The organism is Mesorhizobium sp. B2-5-7, assembly GCF_006440875.1.
GTDB classification, from domain to species: domain Bacteria; phylum Pseudomonadota; class Alphaproteobacteria; order Rhizobiales; family Rhizobiaceae; genus Mesorhizobium; species Mesorhizobium australicum.
This window is the reverse complement of sequence record NZ_VFUO01000001.1, coordinates 134,056-150,876: the sequence shown is the minus strand read 5'-3', so window position 1 is coordinate 150,876 and position 16,821 is coordinate 134,056. Positions and strand designations below refer to the sequence as shown.

Here is a 16,821-nt window from a genome sequence, read left to right as displayed (position 1 = left end):
TTGGATTGCGCCCTTTCGGCGTTATTTTAATGCTCGTTGCATGCAGTTGTCCCAAAACTGGTCCCCACCTTTGAGCGACATGCACTAATCGACGGCAGCAGCCATAAACCATAACCGCCTTGCCCGGCAACGCTATGTCCAGCCAATCGCGCATTTTTGTGGCGGCGGACCGTGGCGTGAAAATCTACGCAATTTCGCCGATGGATGATGCATTCATGCAACACCCATACCGCCATGGAATCCGAAAAAGATTAAGAAAATCAGATCATCCAGGGCGCATAGAGAGGCGCATTGACGGCGTTCATCTCGGCGGCGCGACCACGCTCGCGGCGTGTCGTCTCGACGATCTCGAAGGCGGTGCGGTCCGACAGCAGGCGCCGCAGTGCGGCGGCGTTCAGCCGATGGCCGCCGCGATAGGAGCGGAAACAACCGATGAAGCGCGCGCCGGCCAGCGCCAGGTCGCCCATGGCGTCGAGCGTCTTGTGGCGCACGAACTCATTGGGATAGCGCAGGCCGCCCATATTGATGACGCGGTTGTCGTCACCGATCACCAGGGAATTTTCCAGCGAGGATCCCAGAGCATAGCCGGCGGCCCACAGCCGCTCGACGTCCTTCATGAAGCCGAAGGTGCGGGCCCGCGCGATGTCGCGGCGGAAAATATCGGCGTTGATGTCCGATGCGAAGAGCTGACGGCCGATCGCCGGGCTTTCGAAATCGATCTCGACCTCGAAACGGGTGCCGTCATAGGGCCTGAACTCCGCCCAGGAGGCGCCGTTCTCGATGCGGACCGGCTTGACCACCCTGATATAGCGCCGCTTGACGGCCAGCGTCTCGATGCCGGCCTGGTCGATGGCTTCGACGAACGCCATGGCGCTGCCGTCGAGGATTGGAACCTCGTACCCGTCGATCTCGATGATGACATTGTCGATGCCGAGCCCGAACAGGGCGGCCATGATGTGCTCGACCGTGGCGATGTGCTCGCCCGAGGGATCGCCAAGCATGGTGCACAGGTCGGTGGCGCCGATTTCGGAAAACAGGGCGCGGAACTCACGGCCCTGCCCGTCTCCATTGAGGAGCGCGAACACGATGCCGGTATCGGCATCCGCGGGCAGGAAACTGATGGAAACTTCTTTGCCGCTGTGAACGCCGGTGCCTGTAAGCGACGCGCGCGTCTTCACTGTCGTCTGGTGGTCGTGCAAGACAATCCCCATGAGCCCGTAATGCCTAGGTCCGCTTCTCCAGCCCGAGGGCGCGGCTCTTGTAAAATCGGCAGGCAGGGCGACTTCCCCCGAATCCCGGCAAACCGACTATGGTAGGCAGCGAAGATAGTGTCCCGGCAGGGAGAGTCCAAATCACGGTTTCTTACTCTTTGTAACCGCGAACTGGAACATGTACGACGTCATAACCCTTTGATTACGCGGCATTTTAAACGTTAACAGGCAAGCAATTTCTTGCCTGCCTGTTAACAATTATTACAGTCCGTTAACCGATCAGTTGGCCTGGCGGCGCAGGAACGCCGGAATCTCCAGCTGATCGTCGTCCTGAGTCGCCCTGGTCTGCGGCGTCAGGCGGCCCTGATCGTCCAACTGGCCGCGCCGCGGCGCGTAAAGCTGGGCGTCCTGGCTGGCGAGGCGGCGCACTTCCGGTGCGGCCTGGCGCAGCTTGGGCTCGCGCGGCTGCGCCGGCTGCAGCCGTGCGGGCTCCTCCTCGCGGCGGGTCAGGCCATTGGTCAGGCGCTTCAGGAGGCCCATCGGGCCGCTGTTCTCGTGGTCGGCCGGGCGGCTCTTGGCGTCGACCTCGGCCTTGACGACCGGCGGAAAGTCCTCGACGCGCGGCATGCGCTGCGGCGCCATCGCCACCGGCTGCTGGACTTCACGCAGCATTTCGCGTGGCTGCGGAGCCGGCTGCATCATCTGCTGGACGACCGGCTGCACCATAGGCTGCGGTTGTGCGGGCGGCGCCTGGAAGATCTTGCTCTGCGGGCGGAAATCGTCCGCATGGGCGACAGGAGCCGGACGAGCCTGCGCCATGGCCGCGGCATTGGCTTCGGCCAACTGGATGGCGTCGGCGACCGGATCGGCGGCGCGCGGCTCATACACCGTCTGCTGGACCGGCGTCGGGCGGCTTTCCACAGGAGCGACGGCCGGCCGGGCAGCCTGCTTCGGCGGGGAGGTCCGGATCGAGATCGGCGCCGCGGCGATTTCAGCCGCCGACTTGTCGATGCCGGTGGCGACCACCGAGACGCGGATGACGCCTTCCAATTCCTCGTCGAACGTGGCGCCCAGGATGATGTTGGCGTCCTGGTCGACTTCCTCGCGGATGCGGGTCGCCGCTTCGTCGACTTCGAACAGGGTCAGGTCGCGGCCGCCGGTGATCGAGATCAGCAAGCCCTTGGCGCCCTTCATCGAGGTCTCGTCGAGCAGCGGGTTGGCGATCGCGGCTTCCGCCGCCGCCATCGCGCGGCCCTCGCCCGAAGCCTCGCCGGTGCCCATCATCGCCTTGCCCATCTCGCGCATCACCGAACGCACGTCGGCGAAGTCGAGGTTGATCAGGCCTTCCTTGACCATCAGGTCGGTGATGCAGGCCACACCGGAGTAGAGCACCTGGTCCGCCATCGCGAAGGCGTCGGCGAAGGTGGTCTTGTCATTGGCCAGCCGGAACAGGTTCTGGTTGGGGATGACGATCAAGGTGTCGACGCATTTCTGCAGCTCCTCGATGCCGAAGTCGGCCGTCTTCATGCGGCGCTGGCCTTCAAAGTGGAACGGCTTGGTGACGACGCCGACGGTGAGAATGCCCTTCTCGCGCGCTGCGCGGGCAACAACCGGAGCAGCACCCGTACCGGTGCCGCCGCCCATGCCGGCGGTGACGAAGCACATATGGGTGTTGGTGAGATGGTCGAGAATCTCGTCGATGCACTCTTCCGCCGCCGCGCGGCCGACTTCCGGCTGCGATCCGGCACCGAGCCCCTCGGTGACATGCGCGCCAAGCTGGATCAGCCGAGAGGCCTTCGACATGGTCAGCGCCTGCGCGTCGGTGTTGGCCACGACGAACTCGACACCGCGCAGTCCGGCGGTGATCATGTTGTTCACGGCATTGCCGCCGCCGCCGCCTACACCGAACACGGTGATGCGCGGCTTAAGCTCGGTGATGTCCGGCTTCTGCAGATTGATAGTCATTGTCTCCGTCCTTTGCCTTTCACGCCGCTTCGCCGCCGCGGCCGCCTATGGGGCTGTCCCCGTCAATTAGAAACTGTCTCTCAACCACTGACTCATGCGATGCAGTTTTCCACCCGTTCCGGTCATTCTGAGACCGGAAATGCCTTTCGCCGGATGGCTCTCGAAGCTCGCCATCTGCGGATAGATCAGAAGCCCGACCGCGGCCGAGAAAGCAGGGCCCTTCGCCGCTTCGGGCAGGCCCGCCACGCCGAGCGGGCGACCGATGCGTACATTGCGCCCCAGGATGCGGCGCGCCGCTTCCGGCAGGCCGGCCAGTTGGCTGGCGCCGCCGGTGAGCACGACGCGCTTGCCGACCGCATTGCCGTAACCGGACTTGTTCAACCGGTCGCGCAGGAGTTCGAGCGTCTCGTCGATGCGGGCGCGCACGATGCGCGTCATCACCGAACGCGGGATCTGCAGCGGCACGTCGCCATCGTCGCCGATCGGCTGGATCGAGACCAGGTCGCGATCGTCGGCGCTGCCCGGCAGCGCCGAGCCGTGCATCACCTTCAGCCGTTCGGCGGCGTCGAGCGAGGTCGAAAGTCCCTTGGCCATGTCGAGCGTCACATGGTTGCCGCCGATGGCGATGGCGTCGCCATGGACGAACTTGCCTTCCGAAAACACCGAGATCGTCGTCGTGCCGCCGCCCATGTCGATGCAGGCGGCTCCGAGTTCCAGCTCGTCGTCGACCAGTGCCGCCAGCCCGCTGGCATAGGGCGTCGCCACCATGCGCTCGACCGACAAATGCGAGCGGTTGATGGAGAGCTCCAGATTGCGCATCGGCGCCGCATCGCCCGTCAGCACATGCATGTCGACGCCAAGCGTGTCGCCCACCATGCCGCGCGGATCGCGCACGCCACGCTCGGCATCGAGCGAGAAGCCGACGGGCAGCGAATGGACCACCTCGCGCTCGGCCTTCAGCGCCTGCTTGGCACCGGCGCCGAGCACGCGCTTGATGTCGGCTTCGTCGGCTTCGTGGCCGCCAAGATTGATGGTCGCCGAGAAGCTTTCGCTCTTCAGCCGGCCGGCGGTCATGTTGACGATCAGCGAATCGACCGTCAGCCCGGCCATGCGTTCGGCGGCATCGACGGAGAGGCGAATGGCATGCTCGGCCCGGTCGAGATCGACGATGACGCCGGACTTCACCCCTTGCGATTTCTGGTGGCCGATGCCGATGACCTGGATGCGATGCGAGCGGCCGCGCAGGAGCTTGCCGTCATCGTTCGGCTTCAGCTTGGCCACCATGCAGCAGACCTTGTTCGAGCCGACATCCAGCACCGTCAGGGTGCCCGACCGGCGCGACGAGGCATCGCCAGAACCGCCAAGCCAGCTCATATCTTCGTCTCCGGCTTGCGCTTGAGGGTTTTCGGCTTCTCGTTGAGCGCGGCTTCGCGCTGCGTCGCCGCCTGCGGCGTCAGCTCCACGACCAGCCGGTCTGTCAGGCGCATGTCGACGGCGGCGATGTCGCGGGACAACAGCCCCTTGTCATGATCCATCTTGACGAGTTCGGCGAGCGCCTGGTCCTCGTCATCCTCGGGCAACTTGATGGTGATGCCGTTGTCCAGCTTCAGGTCCCAGCGCCGTTCGCCAACACGGACATAGCCTTTGATGCGGCCGGCGAGGTCGGGATAGTGTTCGATCCTGGCCAGGAAATCGGGCGCCTTGGCGGGCGCGCCGGTGCCGATCAACAGCGGCAGGAGCACCTGCTTGCCGCCCGAGAACGGCGCGATGACGGCGCCATCCTTCTCGATGACGGAAAGGTCGTTGCCCTGCTGCCAGAGCGCGAAAGCCGCACGCTCCTCGACGCGCACTTCCAGCGTGTGCGGATAGACCTTGCGCACCGCGGCAACCTGGATCCAGGGCAAGGTGGCGATACGCTCCCGCGCGGCCTCGGCGTCGAAGCCGATCAGCGACGTCCAGCCATCGAGTTCCAGCCTGTCGAGAATGTCGATCTCCGAAGTCTGGCGGTTGCCGACCACCTTGACCTGGTCGACCGCGAAGCCGGTGCGGGCGGTGATGCTTTGAATGATGCCGTCGGCGTGACCGCCGAGGTAGGCGCCATAGGCGCCACTCGAGGCCAGCAGCACCGACGACATGATCGCGGCGGAGAAGCGCGGTGCCTGGAATTCGCCATCGCCCAGGCGCGTCAGGATGCGTACCGGGCGGCGAAGCACGCGCGGCAGAACGAAATGGTCCAACGACAATGGCAGGCCGAACAGCGACGGCCCGGCCGCGCCCCTCACCTTACCCTGTCCCCATTTCAACGCAGACACGAAGCGTCCTCCACCATCCAACTCAACAATTCACCAAACGAATGCCCGGCATGGGCGGCAATTTCAGGCACCAGAGACGTCGGCGTCATGCCCGGCTGAGTGTTGACCTCGAGCCATACAACCTCGCCATTTTCGGAGTGACGATCGTCATAACGGAAGTCCGACCGGGAAACGCCCCGACAGCCGACAGCTTGGTGAGCCTTGAGCGCCAGTGTCTGTATTTTTTGGTAAATATTCGGTGAAACTTTTGCGGGGCATTCGTGTTTTGATCCGCCCGCGACATATTTTGAATCATAGTCGTAGAAGGAATGGCCCGTCGGGATGATCTCGCAGACGCCAAGCGCCACATCGCCCATGACGGCGCAGGTCAGCTCGCGCCCATGGATGTAGCGCTCGACCATGACGGTATCGCCATATTTCCATTCGGACGACCCGATCACCTGCGGCGGGTGCGACTGCCCCTCCGACACGATGACGACGCCAAAGCTCGACCCCTCGCTGACCGGCTTGACCACATAGGGCGGCTTCATCGGATGCCTGTTCTGGATGGAGAACCGATTGGCGACCTTCGATTCGGCAACGGGGACGCCGACCGATTTGACGATCTTCTTCGCCTGCTCCTTGTTCATGGCGAGCGCCGAGGCGAGCACGCCGGAATGGCTGTAGGGGATGCCGAGATATTCGAGGATGCCCTGGATGGTGCCGTCCTCGCCAAAAGGCCCATGCAGCGCATTGAAGGCGACGTCAGGCTTGAGCTCGGCAAGCACCGAGCCGACATCGCGCCCGACATCGACGCGGGTGACCTGGTAACCCTCCTGCTCCAGCGCATCGGCACAGGCCTTTCCGGAAGACAGAGACACGGGCCGCTCGGACGAGAAACCTCCCAGCAATACGGCCACATGCTTGCTTTTCATTCCCCGTCATCCCCTCTCACCGCGGACCAAAAACACAAGATTTCCGCAACATTGAGTCTGAGTCTCCCGGCAGGTTGCCCCCCAGACGGAAAACGCTGAAAACGCGTCGAACGACTCAAATCAGGAAACGCTTCAGGGCAGAGAATCAGAGAGTTGATTCACTGGCAAGCACTTATGATTCCGAGAGATTCACTTTCTGAGAAAATGGATGCGAAAACCGTGTCGCTGAGTCTTTGCGGCAACGATTTCACGGTATTTCGATCCGGTTGAAGTTCACGCATCACGTGAACTTCAAGAGGCGCTAGAGAAGCTGGCCGAGGAACTCCTGGACGGCATATCCGGAACGGAAATTGCCGATGCGCTTGATCTCCCACTGCAACCGGATGCCGGAATGCTCGAGCACGCGCGCGCGCACCGTCTCGCCGAGATATTCGAGGTCGTAGCCGGTCGCCGTTCCGGTGTTGATCATGAAGTTGCAGTGCATCGGCGACATCTGCGCACCGCCGATCATCAGCCCGCGGCAACCCGCCTTGTCGATCTCCTTCCAGGCCGACGTGCCTTCCGGATTCTTGAAGGTCGAGCCGCCCGTCTTCTCGCGGATCGGCTGCACGGTCTCGCGATGGTTCTGCACCGCATCCATCGCCGCCTTGATCACCGCCCTGTCCTCGGCAAAGCCTTCGAAAACGGCCGAAGTGAAGATCAGCCCGGCGGGCGCCGCCGAATGGCGGTAGGCATAGCCCATCTCGGCATTGCTCAGCGTTTGGGCGTTGCCCGCGCGGTCGAGCGCCCGCACCTCGACGACACGCTCGCGCGTCTCGACCCCGTTGGCGCCGGCATTCATCCTGAGCGCGCCGCCGATAGCGCCTGGAATGCCGTGATAGAAATGGAAGCCGCCAATGCCGGCCTCGAGCGCCACCGCCGCCATGCGCTTGTCTGGCGTGGCGGCACCTGCCTTGATCCTGATCGGGGAAACGACTTCCGCCTCGCCAAAGCCCTTGGCCGAAAGCCTGATGACGAAACCCGGAATGCCGCCGTCGCGGACCAGAAGGTTCGAACCGACGCCAACGATGGTCAGGGGTATCTCTTCGGGAACGGCTCTGAGGAAGGCCGACAGATCCTCCTCGTCCGCAGGCTGGAACAGCGCCTCGGCAAGGCCGCCAGCCCGGAACCAGGTGATCTTGTCCATCTCGGCATTCGGCGTGACGCGGCCGCGCAGACCGGCCAGCCGGTCGCCAAGTCTGTCGATCAGGGCCTGGCCGTTCATCATGGGGCGGCAAGCTCCTTCGGCAGCGCATAGGCCCACTGAGTGATATTGCCGGCGCCGAGAAAGACGACAAAGTCGCCGGGCTTGGCGATGTCGCGGATGACGGGCGCGATGTCGGCCGGTCCCTCGATGTAGCGGGCGTCGCGATGGCCGCCGGCGCGGATACGCGACACCAGCGCGTCCGATGTCACGCCGTCCATCGGCTCTTCGCCGGCGGCGTAGACCGGGGCGACCATCACCGTGTCGGCATCGTTGAAGCAGGCGGAGAACTCGTTGAACAGATCATGCAACCGGGTGAAGCGGTGCGGCTGGGCAATGGCGATGACACGCCCGTTGGTGGCGCTGCGCGCCGCCTTCAGCACCGCCGAGATTTCGACCGGGTGGTGGCCGTAATCGTCGAACACGTCGACACCGTTCCAGGAACCGGTGTGGGTGAAGCGGCGCTTGACGCCGGCGAAAGACGACAGGCCTTTCTTGATCGCCTCGGCCGACAGGCCGAGTTCATGCGCGACCGCGATCGCGGCGGTCGCGTTGGAAACATTGTGGCGGCCGGGCATCGGCAGGCGCAGGCCCGAAATTGCCGTCTGGCCGCGCCCCTTGCGGTCGCGGATGATCACGTCGAACTCCGAGGTCGCCCCCGCCATGCGATGGTTGGTGAAGCGCACATCGGCCTGTGCGTTCTCGCCATAGGTGATGACACGCCGATCCTCGATGCGCCCGACCAGCGCCTGCACTTCCGGGTGATCGGTGCACATCACCCCAAAGCCATAGAAAGGCACGTTCTCGACGAACTGGCGGAACGCTTCGCGCACATTGTCGAAATTGCCGTAATGATCGAGATGCTCGGGGTCGATGTTGGTGATGACGGCGATGTCGGCCGGCAGCTTAAGGAAGGTGCCGTCGCTTTCGTCGGCTTCGACCACCATCCACTCGCCATCGCCCATGCGGGCATTGGTGCCGTACGCATTGATGATGCCGCCATTGATGACGGTCGGGTCGAGCCCGCCGGCCTCGAGCAGCGTCGCCACCATCGAGGTCGTCGTCGTCTTGCCATGCGTGCCGCCGATCGCCACCGCCTGGCGAAAACGCATCAGCTCGGCCAGCATCTCCGCGCGGCGCACGATCGGCAACAGCTTTTCACGCGCCGCCTTCAGCTCCGGATTCGACTTCTTGATCGCCGTGGAGACGACGATGACCTCGGCGTCACCGAGATTCTCCGCCTTGTGGCCGACGAAGCATTCGATGCCCTTGTCGCGCAGCCGCTGTACATTGGCGCTGTCGGCCTGATCGGACCCTTGCACCTTGTAGCCGAGATTGTGCAGCACCTCGGCGATGCCGCTCATGCCGATGCCGCCAATGCCGATGAAATGCACGAGGCCGATGGTCTGCGGCATCTTCATGGGTGCGTCCCCTTCCTGAAATCCGATACTGTTTTGCGGGACGCAATAGCCTCTGTGAGGTCGGCGAGCAACCGCGCCGCGTCGGGCCTGCCGACCGACTTGGCCGCGGCAGCCATCGTCGCCAGCCGCTCCGGTTGGTCTATCAGGGCGCCGAGCAGTGCCGCGATGCGCTCGGGCGAAAGCGAGGATTGCACATGCACCTCGCCACCGCCGGCGGCCGCAAGGGCGGCTGCATTGGCCGCCTGGTCGTGGTCGAGCGCGAAGGGATAGGGCACCAGCAGCGCCGGCCGGCCGATGACGGCGATTTCCGACACGGTCGAGGCGCCGGAACGAGAGATTACAAGATGCGCCGCCGCTATGCGCGCCGCCATGTCGGTGAAGAACGGCGAGACCTCGACGGCGACGCCGAGCGCGGCATAGGCCGCCTTCACCCGCGCCACGTCGTCCGCGCGAGCTTGTTGGGTCACGACAAGGCGCTTGCGCTGTGCGTCGGAAAGCAGCGCGATGGCCCCTGGCATGGCATCGGAAAAGAACTGTGCGCCCTGGCTGCCGCCGAACACCAGCAGGCGGAAAGGCTCATCCCCGGTTGAAGCCGCGTAAGGCGTCCTGGCCGCTTCGAGCACAGCCGGCCGGACCGGATTGCCGGTCGTCACAGTCTTGGCGCCGGCCGCGCTTTCATCCTGCGGCAGGAAGCCGCCGGCGATCGCGTCGACACGGCCGGCCAGCGCCCGGTTGGCGCGCCCCATCACCGCGTTCTGCTCGTGGATCAGCGTCGGCACCTTGCGCCGCGTCGCCGCGTAGAGCGGCGGCAAGGTCGGATAGCCGCCAAAGCCGACCACGGCCTCCGGCTTGACCCTGCCGATGATGGCGGAGGCCTGACGCACGCCGCTCCAGATTTTCCAGAAGGCGCCGAGCAGGGCGAAGGGATTTTTCGAGCCTAACGTCGCCGACTGGATCGGATGGACGGCCGCCGCAGGAAAATGGGCGGCAAACCGTTCGGCCCGGGTGTCGGTCGCCAGATGCACCGCCCAGCCGCGATCGAGGAGTTCATGCGCCAGCGCTTCGGCTGGAAACAGATGTCCGCCGGTTCCGCCCGCCGCGAGAAGGATAACGCCTCTGGCCATGTCACTCCGCCGGCATGGCGCGCTGCGGCAGGGTAAAGCCCATCTGCTTGCGCTTCTCCGGCCGCTTGCGCGTCAGCGCCAGCACCATCCCCATCGAGATGGCGATGGCGATCTGCGAGGAGCCGCCGTAGGAGATGAAGGGCAGCGTCATGCCCTTTGCCGGCACCAGTTGCAGGTTGACGCACATGTTGATGACGGCCTGCAGGCCGAACACAGTGACCAGACCGCCGACCGCATAACGGGTGAAGTCGTCATGCTCCTTGAGCGCCGTGTTGAGACCGCGCAGCACGATGAAGGCGAAGATCGACATGATGAAGAAACACATGATCAGCCCAAATTCTTCGCCCGCGACCGAGAAGACGAAGTCGGCATGGCTGTCGGGGATGACCCGCTTGACCGTGCCCTCGCCCGGCCCGACGCCGAACCAGCCGCCATTGATCAGCGCATCGCGGCCCATGTCGACCTGGAACGTGTCGCCTTCGCCGGTGAGGAACTTGTCGATGCGCAGCGCGACGTGCGGAAACACCGTATAGGCGGCGAAGACGCCGCCGACGCCGGCAGCGCCCAGCACGATGATCCAAAGCCATGGCAGCCCCGCCATGAAGAACATGATGCCCCAGGTGCCGGTGGTCAGCATGGTCTGACCGAGGTCCGGCTGCGCCACCAGCAGCGACACGACCAGCACCAGGAGCAGCATGGCGAACAGATTACCCGGAATGTCGGGCTGGCGCTTGTGCTCGGCGAACAGCCACGCGCACATGATGACGAAGGCCGGCTTGAGGAACTCGGACGGCTGGATGGACAGGCCGGCAAGCGACACCCAGCGGCGCGCGCCCTTCACCTCGACGCCGACATAGAGCACCGCCACCATCAGCACCAGCATCAGGCACAGCATAATCAGCGACATGCGCCGGATCTGCCTGGAATCCAGGAACGAGACCGCCAGCATCACGCCGAGCGCAGGCACGGTGAAGATGATCTGCCGGGTGGCGAAATGGAAACTGTCGAGGCCGATGCGTTCGGCCACCGCGGGACTTGCCGCGAAGGACAACACGATGCCGAGCCCCATCAGCGACAGAAACGCCGCCAGGAACCAGCGATCGATGGTCCACCACCAGGTTGCGACCGGACTTTTGTCGAGACGGCTCTGCATTATCGTGCCCCTCCGATGGGTTTGACGCCATCCATAGCGCTCGCAGCTTGCCTGAAGGCTTCGCCGCGGACCTCGAAATTCTTGAACTGGTCGAAACTGGCGCAGGCCGGCGACAACAGCACCACCGCCTCGCCACTGTCGTCCTTGGCCGCGTCATGCGCGGCATGCTCCACCGCTGCCGCCAGCGTGCCCGAGATCTCGTAGGGCACGGCCTCGCCGAGCGTCGCCGAAAAGGCGGGCGCCGCCTCGCCGATCAGATAAGCCTTGGCGATGCGCGGGAAGAAACCGCGTAGCGGCTCGATGCCGCCTTCCTTGGGCAGGCCGCCGGCGATCCAGTAGATGCGATTGAAGCTGGACAGCGCGGGTGCGGCGGCATCGGCATTGGTCGCCTTGGAATCGTTGACGAACAGCACATGGTCCTTGCGGCCAACCTGCTCCATGCGGTGCGCCAGACCCGGGAAGCTTTCCAGCCCAGACTGGATCTCGCCAAGGTTGAGCCCGACCTTGAGGCAAGCGGCGACGGCGGCCAACGCGTTTTGCGCATTGTGCTGACCACGCAGCGAGCCAATGCCTTCGAGGAAGGCTACCCGGCTGTAGCGGCCGTGCACGGCTTCCATCAGATTGGTGCCATCGGCGAAATAGCCGTCGGTCAGCGGCAGGCGCTTGGAAATGCGGACGACCTGCCGCCCTGCCCGCTCCAGCCGATCGGCGATCTGCGCGCACCAGGAATCGTCGATGCCGATGATCGCCGTCTCGCTGCCCGCCACCAGCCGCTCCTTGATCGAAGCGTAGTGCTGCATGGTGCCGTGGCGGTCGAGATGGTCGGGCGTTAGATTGAGCAGGATGCCGGCCGTCGGATTGATCGAGGGCGCAAGGTCGATCTGGTAGGACGAGCATTCGACTACATAATGCCGGCCAGGCTTCGGCGGATCGAGCGTCATCACCGCACGGCCGATATTGCCACCCATCTGCGTGTCGCGCCCGGAGGCTTGAAGGATATGCGCCGTCAGCGCCGTCGTCGTCGACTTGCCGTTGGTGCCGGTGATGGCGATGAAGGGAGCATCCGGCGCACGCTGCGTCCGTTCCCTGCAGAACAGCTCGATATCGCCGATGACCTCGACGCCGGCCCCACGTGCCAATTCCACGGTCCAGTGCGGCTTGGGGTGGGTCAGCGGCACGCCGGGCGACAGCACGAAGGCGGAAAAACCGGCCCAGTCGGCGCCACGCAGATCGCCGGTGGCGATGCCGGTGGCAGCCGCCTTGGCGACGCTGCCGGGATTGTCGTCCCAGGCCAGCACCTCGGCGCCGCCCTCGATCAGCGCGCGCGCCGTGGCGATCCCCGAGCCGCCGAGCCCGAAGAGCGATACACGCTTGCCTGCGAATGATGCGGCGGGGATCAAGTGGCGGCCTATCTGAGCTTGAGGGTGGAAAGACCGACCAGCGCCAGGATGACGGCGATGATCCAGAAGCGGATCACCACCTGGCTTTCGGTCCAGCCGAGCTTTTCGAAATGATGGTGGATCGGCGCCATCAGGAACACGCGCTTGCCGGTCATCTTGAAGTAGCCGACCTGGATGATGACCGAGAGAATCTCGACCACGAACAGGCCGCCGACGATGACGAGCACGATCTCGTGCTTGGTGGCGACCGCGACCGTGCCGATCAGGCCGCCCATGGCCAGCGATCCGGTGTCGCCCATGAAGATCGCCGCGGGCGGCGCGTTGAACCACAGGAAGCCTAGGCCGGCGCCGATGACCGCGCCAAGCACGACCGCCAGTTCACCAGTGCCAGGCACGAAATGGATCTGCAGATATTCGGCGAAAACCGCGTTGCCCGAGAGATAGGCGATGACGCCGAAGGACGCCGCCGCGATCATGATCGGCACGATCGCAAGGCCATCGAGGCCATCGGTCAGGTTCACCGCATTGCCGGCGCCGACGATGACGAAGCAGGAGAACGGAATGAAGAACCAGCCGAGGTTGATAATGAATTCCTTGGCGAAGGGGAATGTCAGCGACGACGAGAACGGCGCCTGGCCATTGTGCATGATCGCCCAGGCGGCGATGCCGGCGATAACGAATTCCAACGCAAGCCGCGCCTTGCCGGAGAAGCCGAGATGCGACTGCTTCGTCACCTTCAGATAGTCGTCGTAAAAGCCGATCGAGCCGAAGCCGAGTGTTACCAAAAGCACCACCCAGACATAGATGCTGGACAGGTTCGCCCATAAAAGCGACGAGCCGATGATGCCGGACAGGATCATCAGTCCGCCCATGGTCGGCGTACCTGCCTTTTTGAAATGGGTCTGCGGCCCGTCGGCGCGGATCGGTTGGCCCTTGCCTTGCCTGAGCCGCAGCGAATTGATGATGGTCGGCCCGAAGATGAAGACGATCAGGGCGGAGGTGATCAGCGCCCCGCCGGTGCGGAACGTGATGTAGCGGAAGACATTGAAGACAGAGACCTTGTCCGCGAAATCGACCAGCAGTGTGAACATGCGCTTTCGTCCCCCGACTAGGTCTGGTTGCTTGTTGTCGTTTCAGCCGGGAATTTGCCCAGCAGCGCATCGACCAGTTTTGCAAAACCGATGCCCTTCGACGATTTGATCATCACCACGTCGCCCGGCTTCAGCGCGGCGAGCAGCACCGGCTTCAACTCCTCGACGCCGGCGCGGTATTCCGTCCTGATATCGTCCGGCAGCGCTTCCGCCAGCGACCGCATTTCCGGGCCGCCGAGAAAGACCGTCCGCGTGCCGGTCCCGACGATGAGATCGGCAAGAGCAGCGTGCAGCTTGGCCGAGTGATCGCCGAGCTCGAGCATGTCGCCAAGCACGGCGATGCGCCTGCCCTCGCCCGTTACCGGCGTCGCGTTGAGCAGCGCCATCGCGGCCGCCATCGAGGCAGGATTGGCGTTGTAGCTCTCGTCGATCAGCGTGATCGAGCCACCGGCCTGGCTCGAAATCAGGCCCCCGGCCCGGCCCGAAATCGGGCCACCGGGATGCCGCAGCACGTGGCGCTTGCCGCGCCCGCGCTCGGCCGAGAGATCGGCCAGCGCCAATGCAACCTTGTCGAGATCGGCGCCAACCAGATGCGCGGCGCCAAGCACCGCCAGCACGTTCTGCACCATGTGCCGGCCGGGCGCGCCGATACGGGCGATCATATCGTGGCCGCTGATCCGGGCGGCGATGTCGGAATGGTCGGCATGCAACTCGCATTTGACCAGCTTGAAGGTCGAGCGTGCATTCTCGCCGAAGCCATGGATATGTTCGACGCCGGCAGCCTTTGCCATTTTGTACAGCAGCTTGAAACGCGCATCGTCGCGGTTGAGGACGGCAGCACCATCGGGCTCCAGGCCCTCGAAAATCTCGGCCTTGGCCTTGGCGATCTCGTCCAGGTTGCGGAAGAAGCCAAGATGCGCGGCCCCGATCATGGTGACGATGGCGACATGCGGCCGCACCATCTTCACCAGCGGCCGGATCTCATCGGGATGGTTCATCCCGATCTCGAACACGGCATAATCGCAATCGGCGGGCATGCGCGCCAAGGTCAGCGGCACGCCCCAATGGTTGTTGAAGGACTGCGCCGAGGCATGCACCTTGCCGACAGCCGAAAGCACGTGGCGCAGCGCCTCCTTGGTCGTGGTCTTGCCCGCCGAGCCGGTCACCGCGATGATCTTGGCTTGCGAGCGGGCGCGCGCCGCGACACCGAGCTTTTCCAGCGCAACCAGGACGTCGTCGACGACGATGATCGGCGCGGTCAACCGGCCAAGTGAGGGCAGCTTGCCTTCGGCCACCACCAGCACGCCGGCGCCGGCCTTGATGGCCGCGGTGACGAAGTCATGGCCGTCCATCGCCTCGCCCTTGATGGCAAAGAAAGCATCGCCCGGCTGCAGGCTGCGGCTGTCGATCGAAATGCCCGATATGCCTTCGGGCATGGGGCCGAGCGGCCGCCCGTCCGTGGCGGCAACCAGCGCTTCCGACGTCCACAGCAAGCTCATGCGGCATGCTCCCGGAGCGCGGCGCGCACTTCCTCGTGGTCGGAGAAATGCAGGGTTTCCGAGCCGATCGTCTGGCCTTCCTCGTGGCCCTTGCCGGCCACGATCAGGGTGTCGCCGGCATGCAGCATGCCGACAGCCTCGTGGATAGCCTTGCGCCGGTCGCCGATCTCCATGGCGCCGGGCGCGGCCCCAAGAATGGCGGCGCGGATGGTTTCGGGCACTTCCGAGCGCGGATTGTCGTCGGTGACGATGACGACATCTGCAAGCCGGGTCGCGATCTCGCCCATGATCGGTCGTTTGCCACGGTCGCGGTCGCCACCACAGCCGAAGACGACCATGACACGGCCGGTGGTGAACGGACGCACCGAGGCCAGCACGTTCTCCAGCGCATCGGGCTTGTGCGCGTAATCGACATAGACCGGCGCGCCGCTCGCCGTGGTGCCGACGAGATCGAGCCGGCCCGGCGCCCCTTTCAATTTCTCCAATGCCGCCAAGGCTTTGGCGACAGACGTTCCAGTGGAAATGGCCAGCCCCGCCGAAACCAGCGCATTCGCGATCTGGAAATCGCCGGCGAGCGGCAGGTCGATCTCGTGGATCACACCGTCGGCCTCGACCTCGGCACGCTGGCGATGACGCTCATGCTCGACCCGCTTCAGCCTGAGGAAATCGCCATGGCGGCCGACCGTCAGCACATCGAGCCCGGCGGCCCGCGCCGCCTTTATCGTCGGTTCCGACCACGGATCGTCGGCGAAGACGATGGCGGGGGCACCCTTCGGCAGCAGCGTGTCGAACAGGCGCAATTTGGCGCGATGATAATCCTCGATCGTCGGATGGTAATCCATGTGGTCGCGGCCGAGATTGGTGAAGCCCCCGGCCGAGAGCTTCACCCCGTCGAGGCGGCGCTGGTCGAGCCCGTGGCTGGAGGCCTCCATCGAGGCGTGGGTAACGCCGGCATCGGCCAATTCCCTGAGCAACCGGTGCAGGGCGACCGGATCGGGTGTCGTCAGCGAACCATATTCGTTGCGGCCGGGCGCGACCACGCCAGTGGTGCCGATCGAGGCGGCGGCGTATCCCGCCTGCTCCCAAATCTGCCTGGTGAAGGCGGCAACCGACGTCTTGCCGCTGGTGCCGGTAACCGCGACCATGGTTTGCGGCTGTTTGCCGAAGTAGCGGGCGGCACTCAACGCCAGTGCCAGGCGCGGATCATCGACCGCCAGCACCGGAACCGGCAAATCGGCAAGGGCGCTCCCGTTGCCCAAGACGATCATGGCGGCGCCACGCCGGGCCGCATCAGCGGCGTAGCTCGCGCCATCGGCCTTGGTTCCGGCAAGCGCGAAAAAGACGACGCCCGGTTTTACCTGGCGGGAATCGGACGAGATGCCGGTGACCTCCAGATCGGCGGAAGCTGTTCCTTCGACTGGCAGGATACCGGCTAGATCTTTGAGCTTCATCGAGTCCCGTTCACCGCAACAAAATAGCGCGCAGTTG

The 16,821-nt window shown here is 64.6% G+C and carries 13 protein-coding genes; all 13 read right to left on the bottom strand.

The features are described 5' to 3' along the window. Positions 1–260 precede the first annotated feature (260 nt). The 13 genes from lpxC to FJ543_RS00610 all read right to left on the bottom strand — a co-directional run bounded on the left by lpxC (position 261) and on the right by FJ543_RS00610 (position 16,784). Positions 261–1,211, bottom strand: a complete 951-nt coding sequence (gene lpxC, locus FJ543_RS00670; RefSeq protein ID WP_015317217.1) for a UDP-3-O-acyl-N-acetylglucosamine deacetylase — start codon at positions 1,209–1,211, stop codon at positions 261–263. Between the two features lie 279 nt (positions 1,212–1,490). Continuing rightward, a complete protein-coding gene (gene ftsZ / locus FJ543_RS00665; protein WP_140873344.1) occupies positions 1,491–3,176 on the bottom strand; it encodes a cell division protein FtsZ in 1,686 nt (561 codons plus the stop codon). 66 nt (positions 3,177–3,242) lie between these two features. Then, a complete protein-coding gene (gene ftsA, locus FJ543_RS00660) occupies positions 3,243–4,550 on the bottom strand; it encodes a cell division protein FtsA (RefSeq protein ID WP_015317215.1) in 1,308 nt (435 codons plus the stop codon). Next, the gene (locus tag FJ543_RS00655; protein WP_140873342.1) at positions 4,547–5,488 is read right to left on the bottom strand and encodes a cell division protein FtsQ/DivIB; all 942 of its coding nucleotides are present in this window, start codon (positions 5,486–5,488) and stop codon (positions 4,547–4,549) included. The genes ftsA and FJ543_RS00655 overlap by 4 nt, the downstream gene beginning before the upstream one ends. After that, a complete protein-coding gene (locus FJ543_RS00650) occupies positions 5,476–6,402 on the bottom strand; it encodes a D-alanine--D-alanine ligase (RefSeq protein ID WP_140873340.1) in 927 nt (308 codons plus the stop codon). The genes FJ543_RS00655 and FJ543_RS00650 overlap by 13 nt, the downstream gene beginning before the upstream one ends. 301 nt (positions 6,403–6,703) lie before the next feature. After that, complete coding sequence (gene murB, locus FJ543_RS00645) at positions 6,704–7,669, bottom strand: UDP-N-acetylmuramate dehydrogenase (RefSeq protein WP_140873338.1); 966 nt, start codon at positions 7,667–7,669, stop codon at positions 6,704–6,706. After that, complete coding sequence (murC, locus tag FJ543_RS00640) at positions 7,666–9,066, bottom strand: UDP-N-acetylmuramate--L-alanine ligase (protein WP_140873336.1); 1,401 nt, start codon at positions 9,064–9,066, stop codon at positions 7,666–7,668. The genes murB and murC overlap by 4 nt, the downstream gene beginning before the upstream one ends. After that, positions 9,063–10,190: an undecaprenyldiphospho-muramoylpentapeptide beta-N-acetylglucosaminyltransferase gene (gene murG / locus FJ543_RS00635; protein ID WP_140660918.1), complete on the bottom strand. Its 1,128-nt coding sequence runs from the start codon at positions 10,188–10,190 to the stop codon at positions 9,063–9,065. Before murG ends, murC begins: the two co-directional genes overlap by 4 nt. 1 nt (position 10,191) lies before the next feature. Then, the gene (gene ftsW, locus FJ543_RS00630) at positions 10,192–11,343 is read right to left on the bottom strand and encodes a putative lipid II flippase FtsW (protein WP_015317209.1); all 1,152 of its coding nucleotides are present in this window, start codon (positions 11,341–11,343) and stop codon (positions 10,192–10,194) included. Continuing rightward, complete coding sequence (gene murD / locus FJ543_RS00625; RefSeq protein WP_140660917.1) at positions 11,343–12,743, bottom strand: UDP-N-acetylmuramoyl-L-alanine--D-glutamate ligase; 1,401 nt, start codon at positions 12,741–12,743, stop codon at positions 11,343–11,345. Before murD ends, ftsW begins: the two co-directional genes overlap by 1 nt. 8 nt (positions 12,744–12,751) lie before the next feature. Continuing rightward, positions 12,752–13,834: a phospho-N-acetylmuramoyl-pentapeptide-transferase gene (gene mraY / locus FJ543_RS00620; protein WP_015317207.1), complete on the bottom strand. Its 1,083-nt coding sequence runs from the start codon at positions 13,832–13,834 to the stop codon at positions 12,752–12,754. 17 nt (positions 13,835–13,851) lie between these two features. After that, positions 13,852–15,333 carry a UDP-N-acetylmuramoylalanyl-D-glutamyl-2,6-diaminopimelate--D-alanyl-D-alanine ligase gene (locus FJ543_RS00615; protein WP_140873334.1) on the bottom strand — a complete coding sequence of 494 codons (1,482 nt, stop codon included), beginning with the start codon at positions 15,331–15,333 and terminating at the stop codon, positions 13,852–13,854. Beyond that, positions 15,330–16,784, bottom strand: a complete 1,455-nt coding sequence (locus FJ543_RS00610; protein WP_140873332.1) for a UDP-N-acetylmuramoyl-L-alanyl-D-glutamate--2,6-diaminopimelate ligase — start codon at positions 16,782–16,784, stop codon at positions 15,330–15,332. The genes FJ543_RS00615 and FJ543_RS00610 overlap by 4 nt, the downstream gene beginning before the upstream one ends. Positions 16,785–16,821 lie beyond the last annotated feature (37 nt).

Excerpts from the sequence above, each read along its gene's own strand:
- lpxC (WP_015317217.1), bottom strand. The coding sequence starts at position 1,211 with ATGGGGATTGTCTTGCACGACCACCAGACGACAGTGAAGACGCGCGCG.
- ftsZ (WP_140873344.1), bottom strand. The coding sequence starts at position 3,176 with ATGACTATCAATCTGCAGAAGCCGGACATCACCGAGCTTAAGCCGCGC.
- ftsA (WP_015317215.1), bottom strand. The coding sequence starts at position 4,550 with ATGAGCTGGCTTGGCGGTTCTGGCGATGCCTCGTCGCGCCGGTCGGGC.
- FJ543_RS00650 (WP_140873340.1), bottom strand. The coding sequence starts at position 6,402 with ATGAAAAGCAAGCATGTGGCCGTATTGCTGGGAGGTTTCTCGTCCGAG.
- murB (WP_140873338.1), bottom strand. The coding sequence starts at position 7,669 with ATGATGAACGGCCAGGCCCTGATCGACAGACTTGGCGACCGGCTGGCC.
- murC (WP_140873336.1), bottom strand. The coding sequence starts at position 9,066 with ATGAAGATGCCGCAGACCATCGGCCTCGTGCATTTCATCGGCATTGGC.
- murG (WP_140660918.1), bottom strand. The coding sequence starts at position 10,190 with ATGGCCAGAGGCGTTATCCTTCTCGCGGCGGGCGGAACCGGCGGACAT.
- ftsW (WP_015317209.1), bottom strand. The coding sequence starts at position 11,343 with ATGCAGAGCCGTCTCGACAAAAGTCCGGTCGCAACCTGGTGGTGGACC.
- mraY (WP_015317207.1), bottom strand. The coding sequence starts at position 13,834 with ATGTTCACACTGCTGGTCGATTTCGCGGACAAGGTCTCTGTCTTCAAT.
- FJ543_RS00615 (WP_140873334.1), bottom strand. The coding sequence starts at position 15,333 with ATGAGCTTGCTGTGGACGTCGGAAGCGCTGGTTGCCGCCACGGACGGG.
- FJ543_RS00610 (WP_140873332.1), bottom strand. The coding sequence starts at position 16,784 with ATGAAGCTCAAAGATCTAGCCGGTATCCTGCCAGTCGAAGGAACAGCT.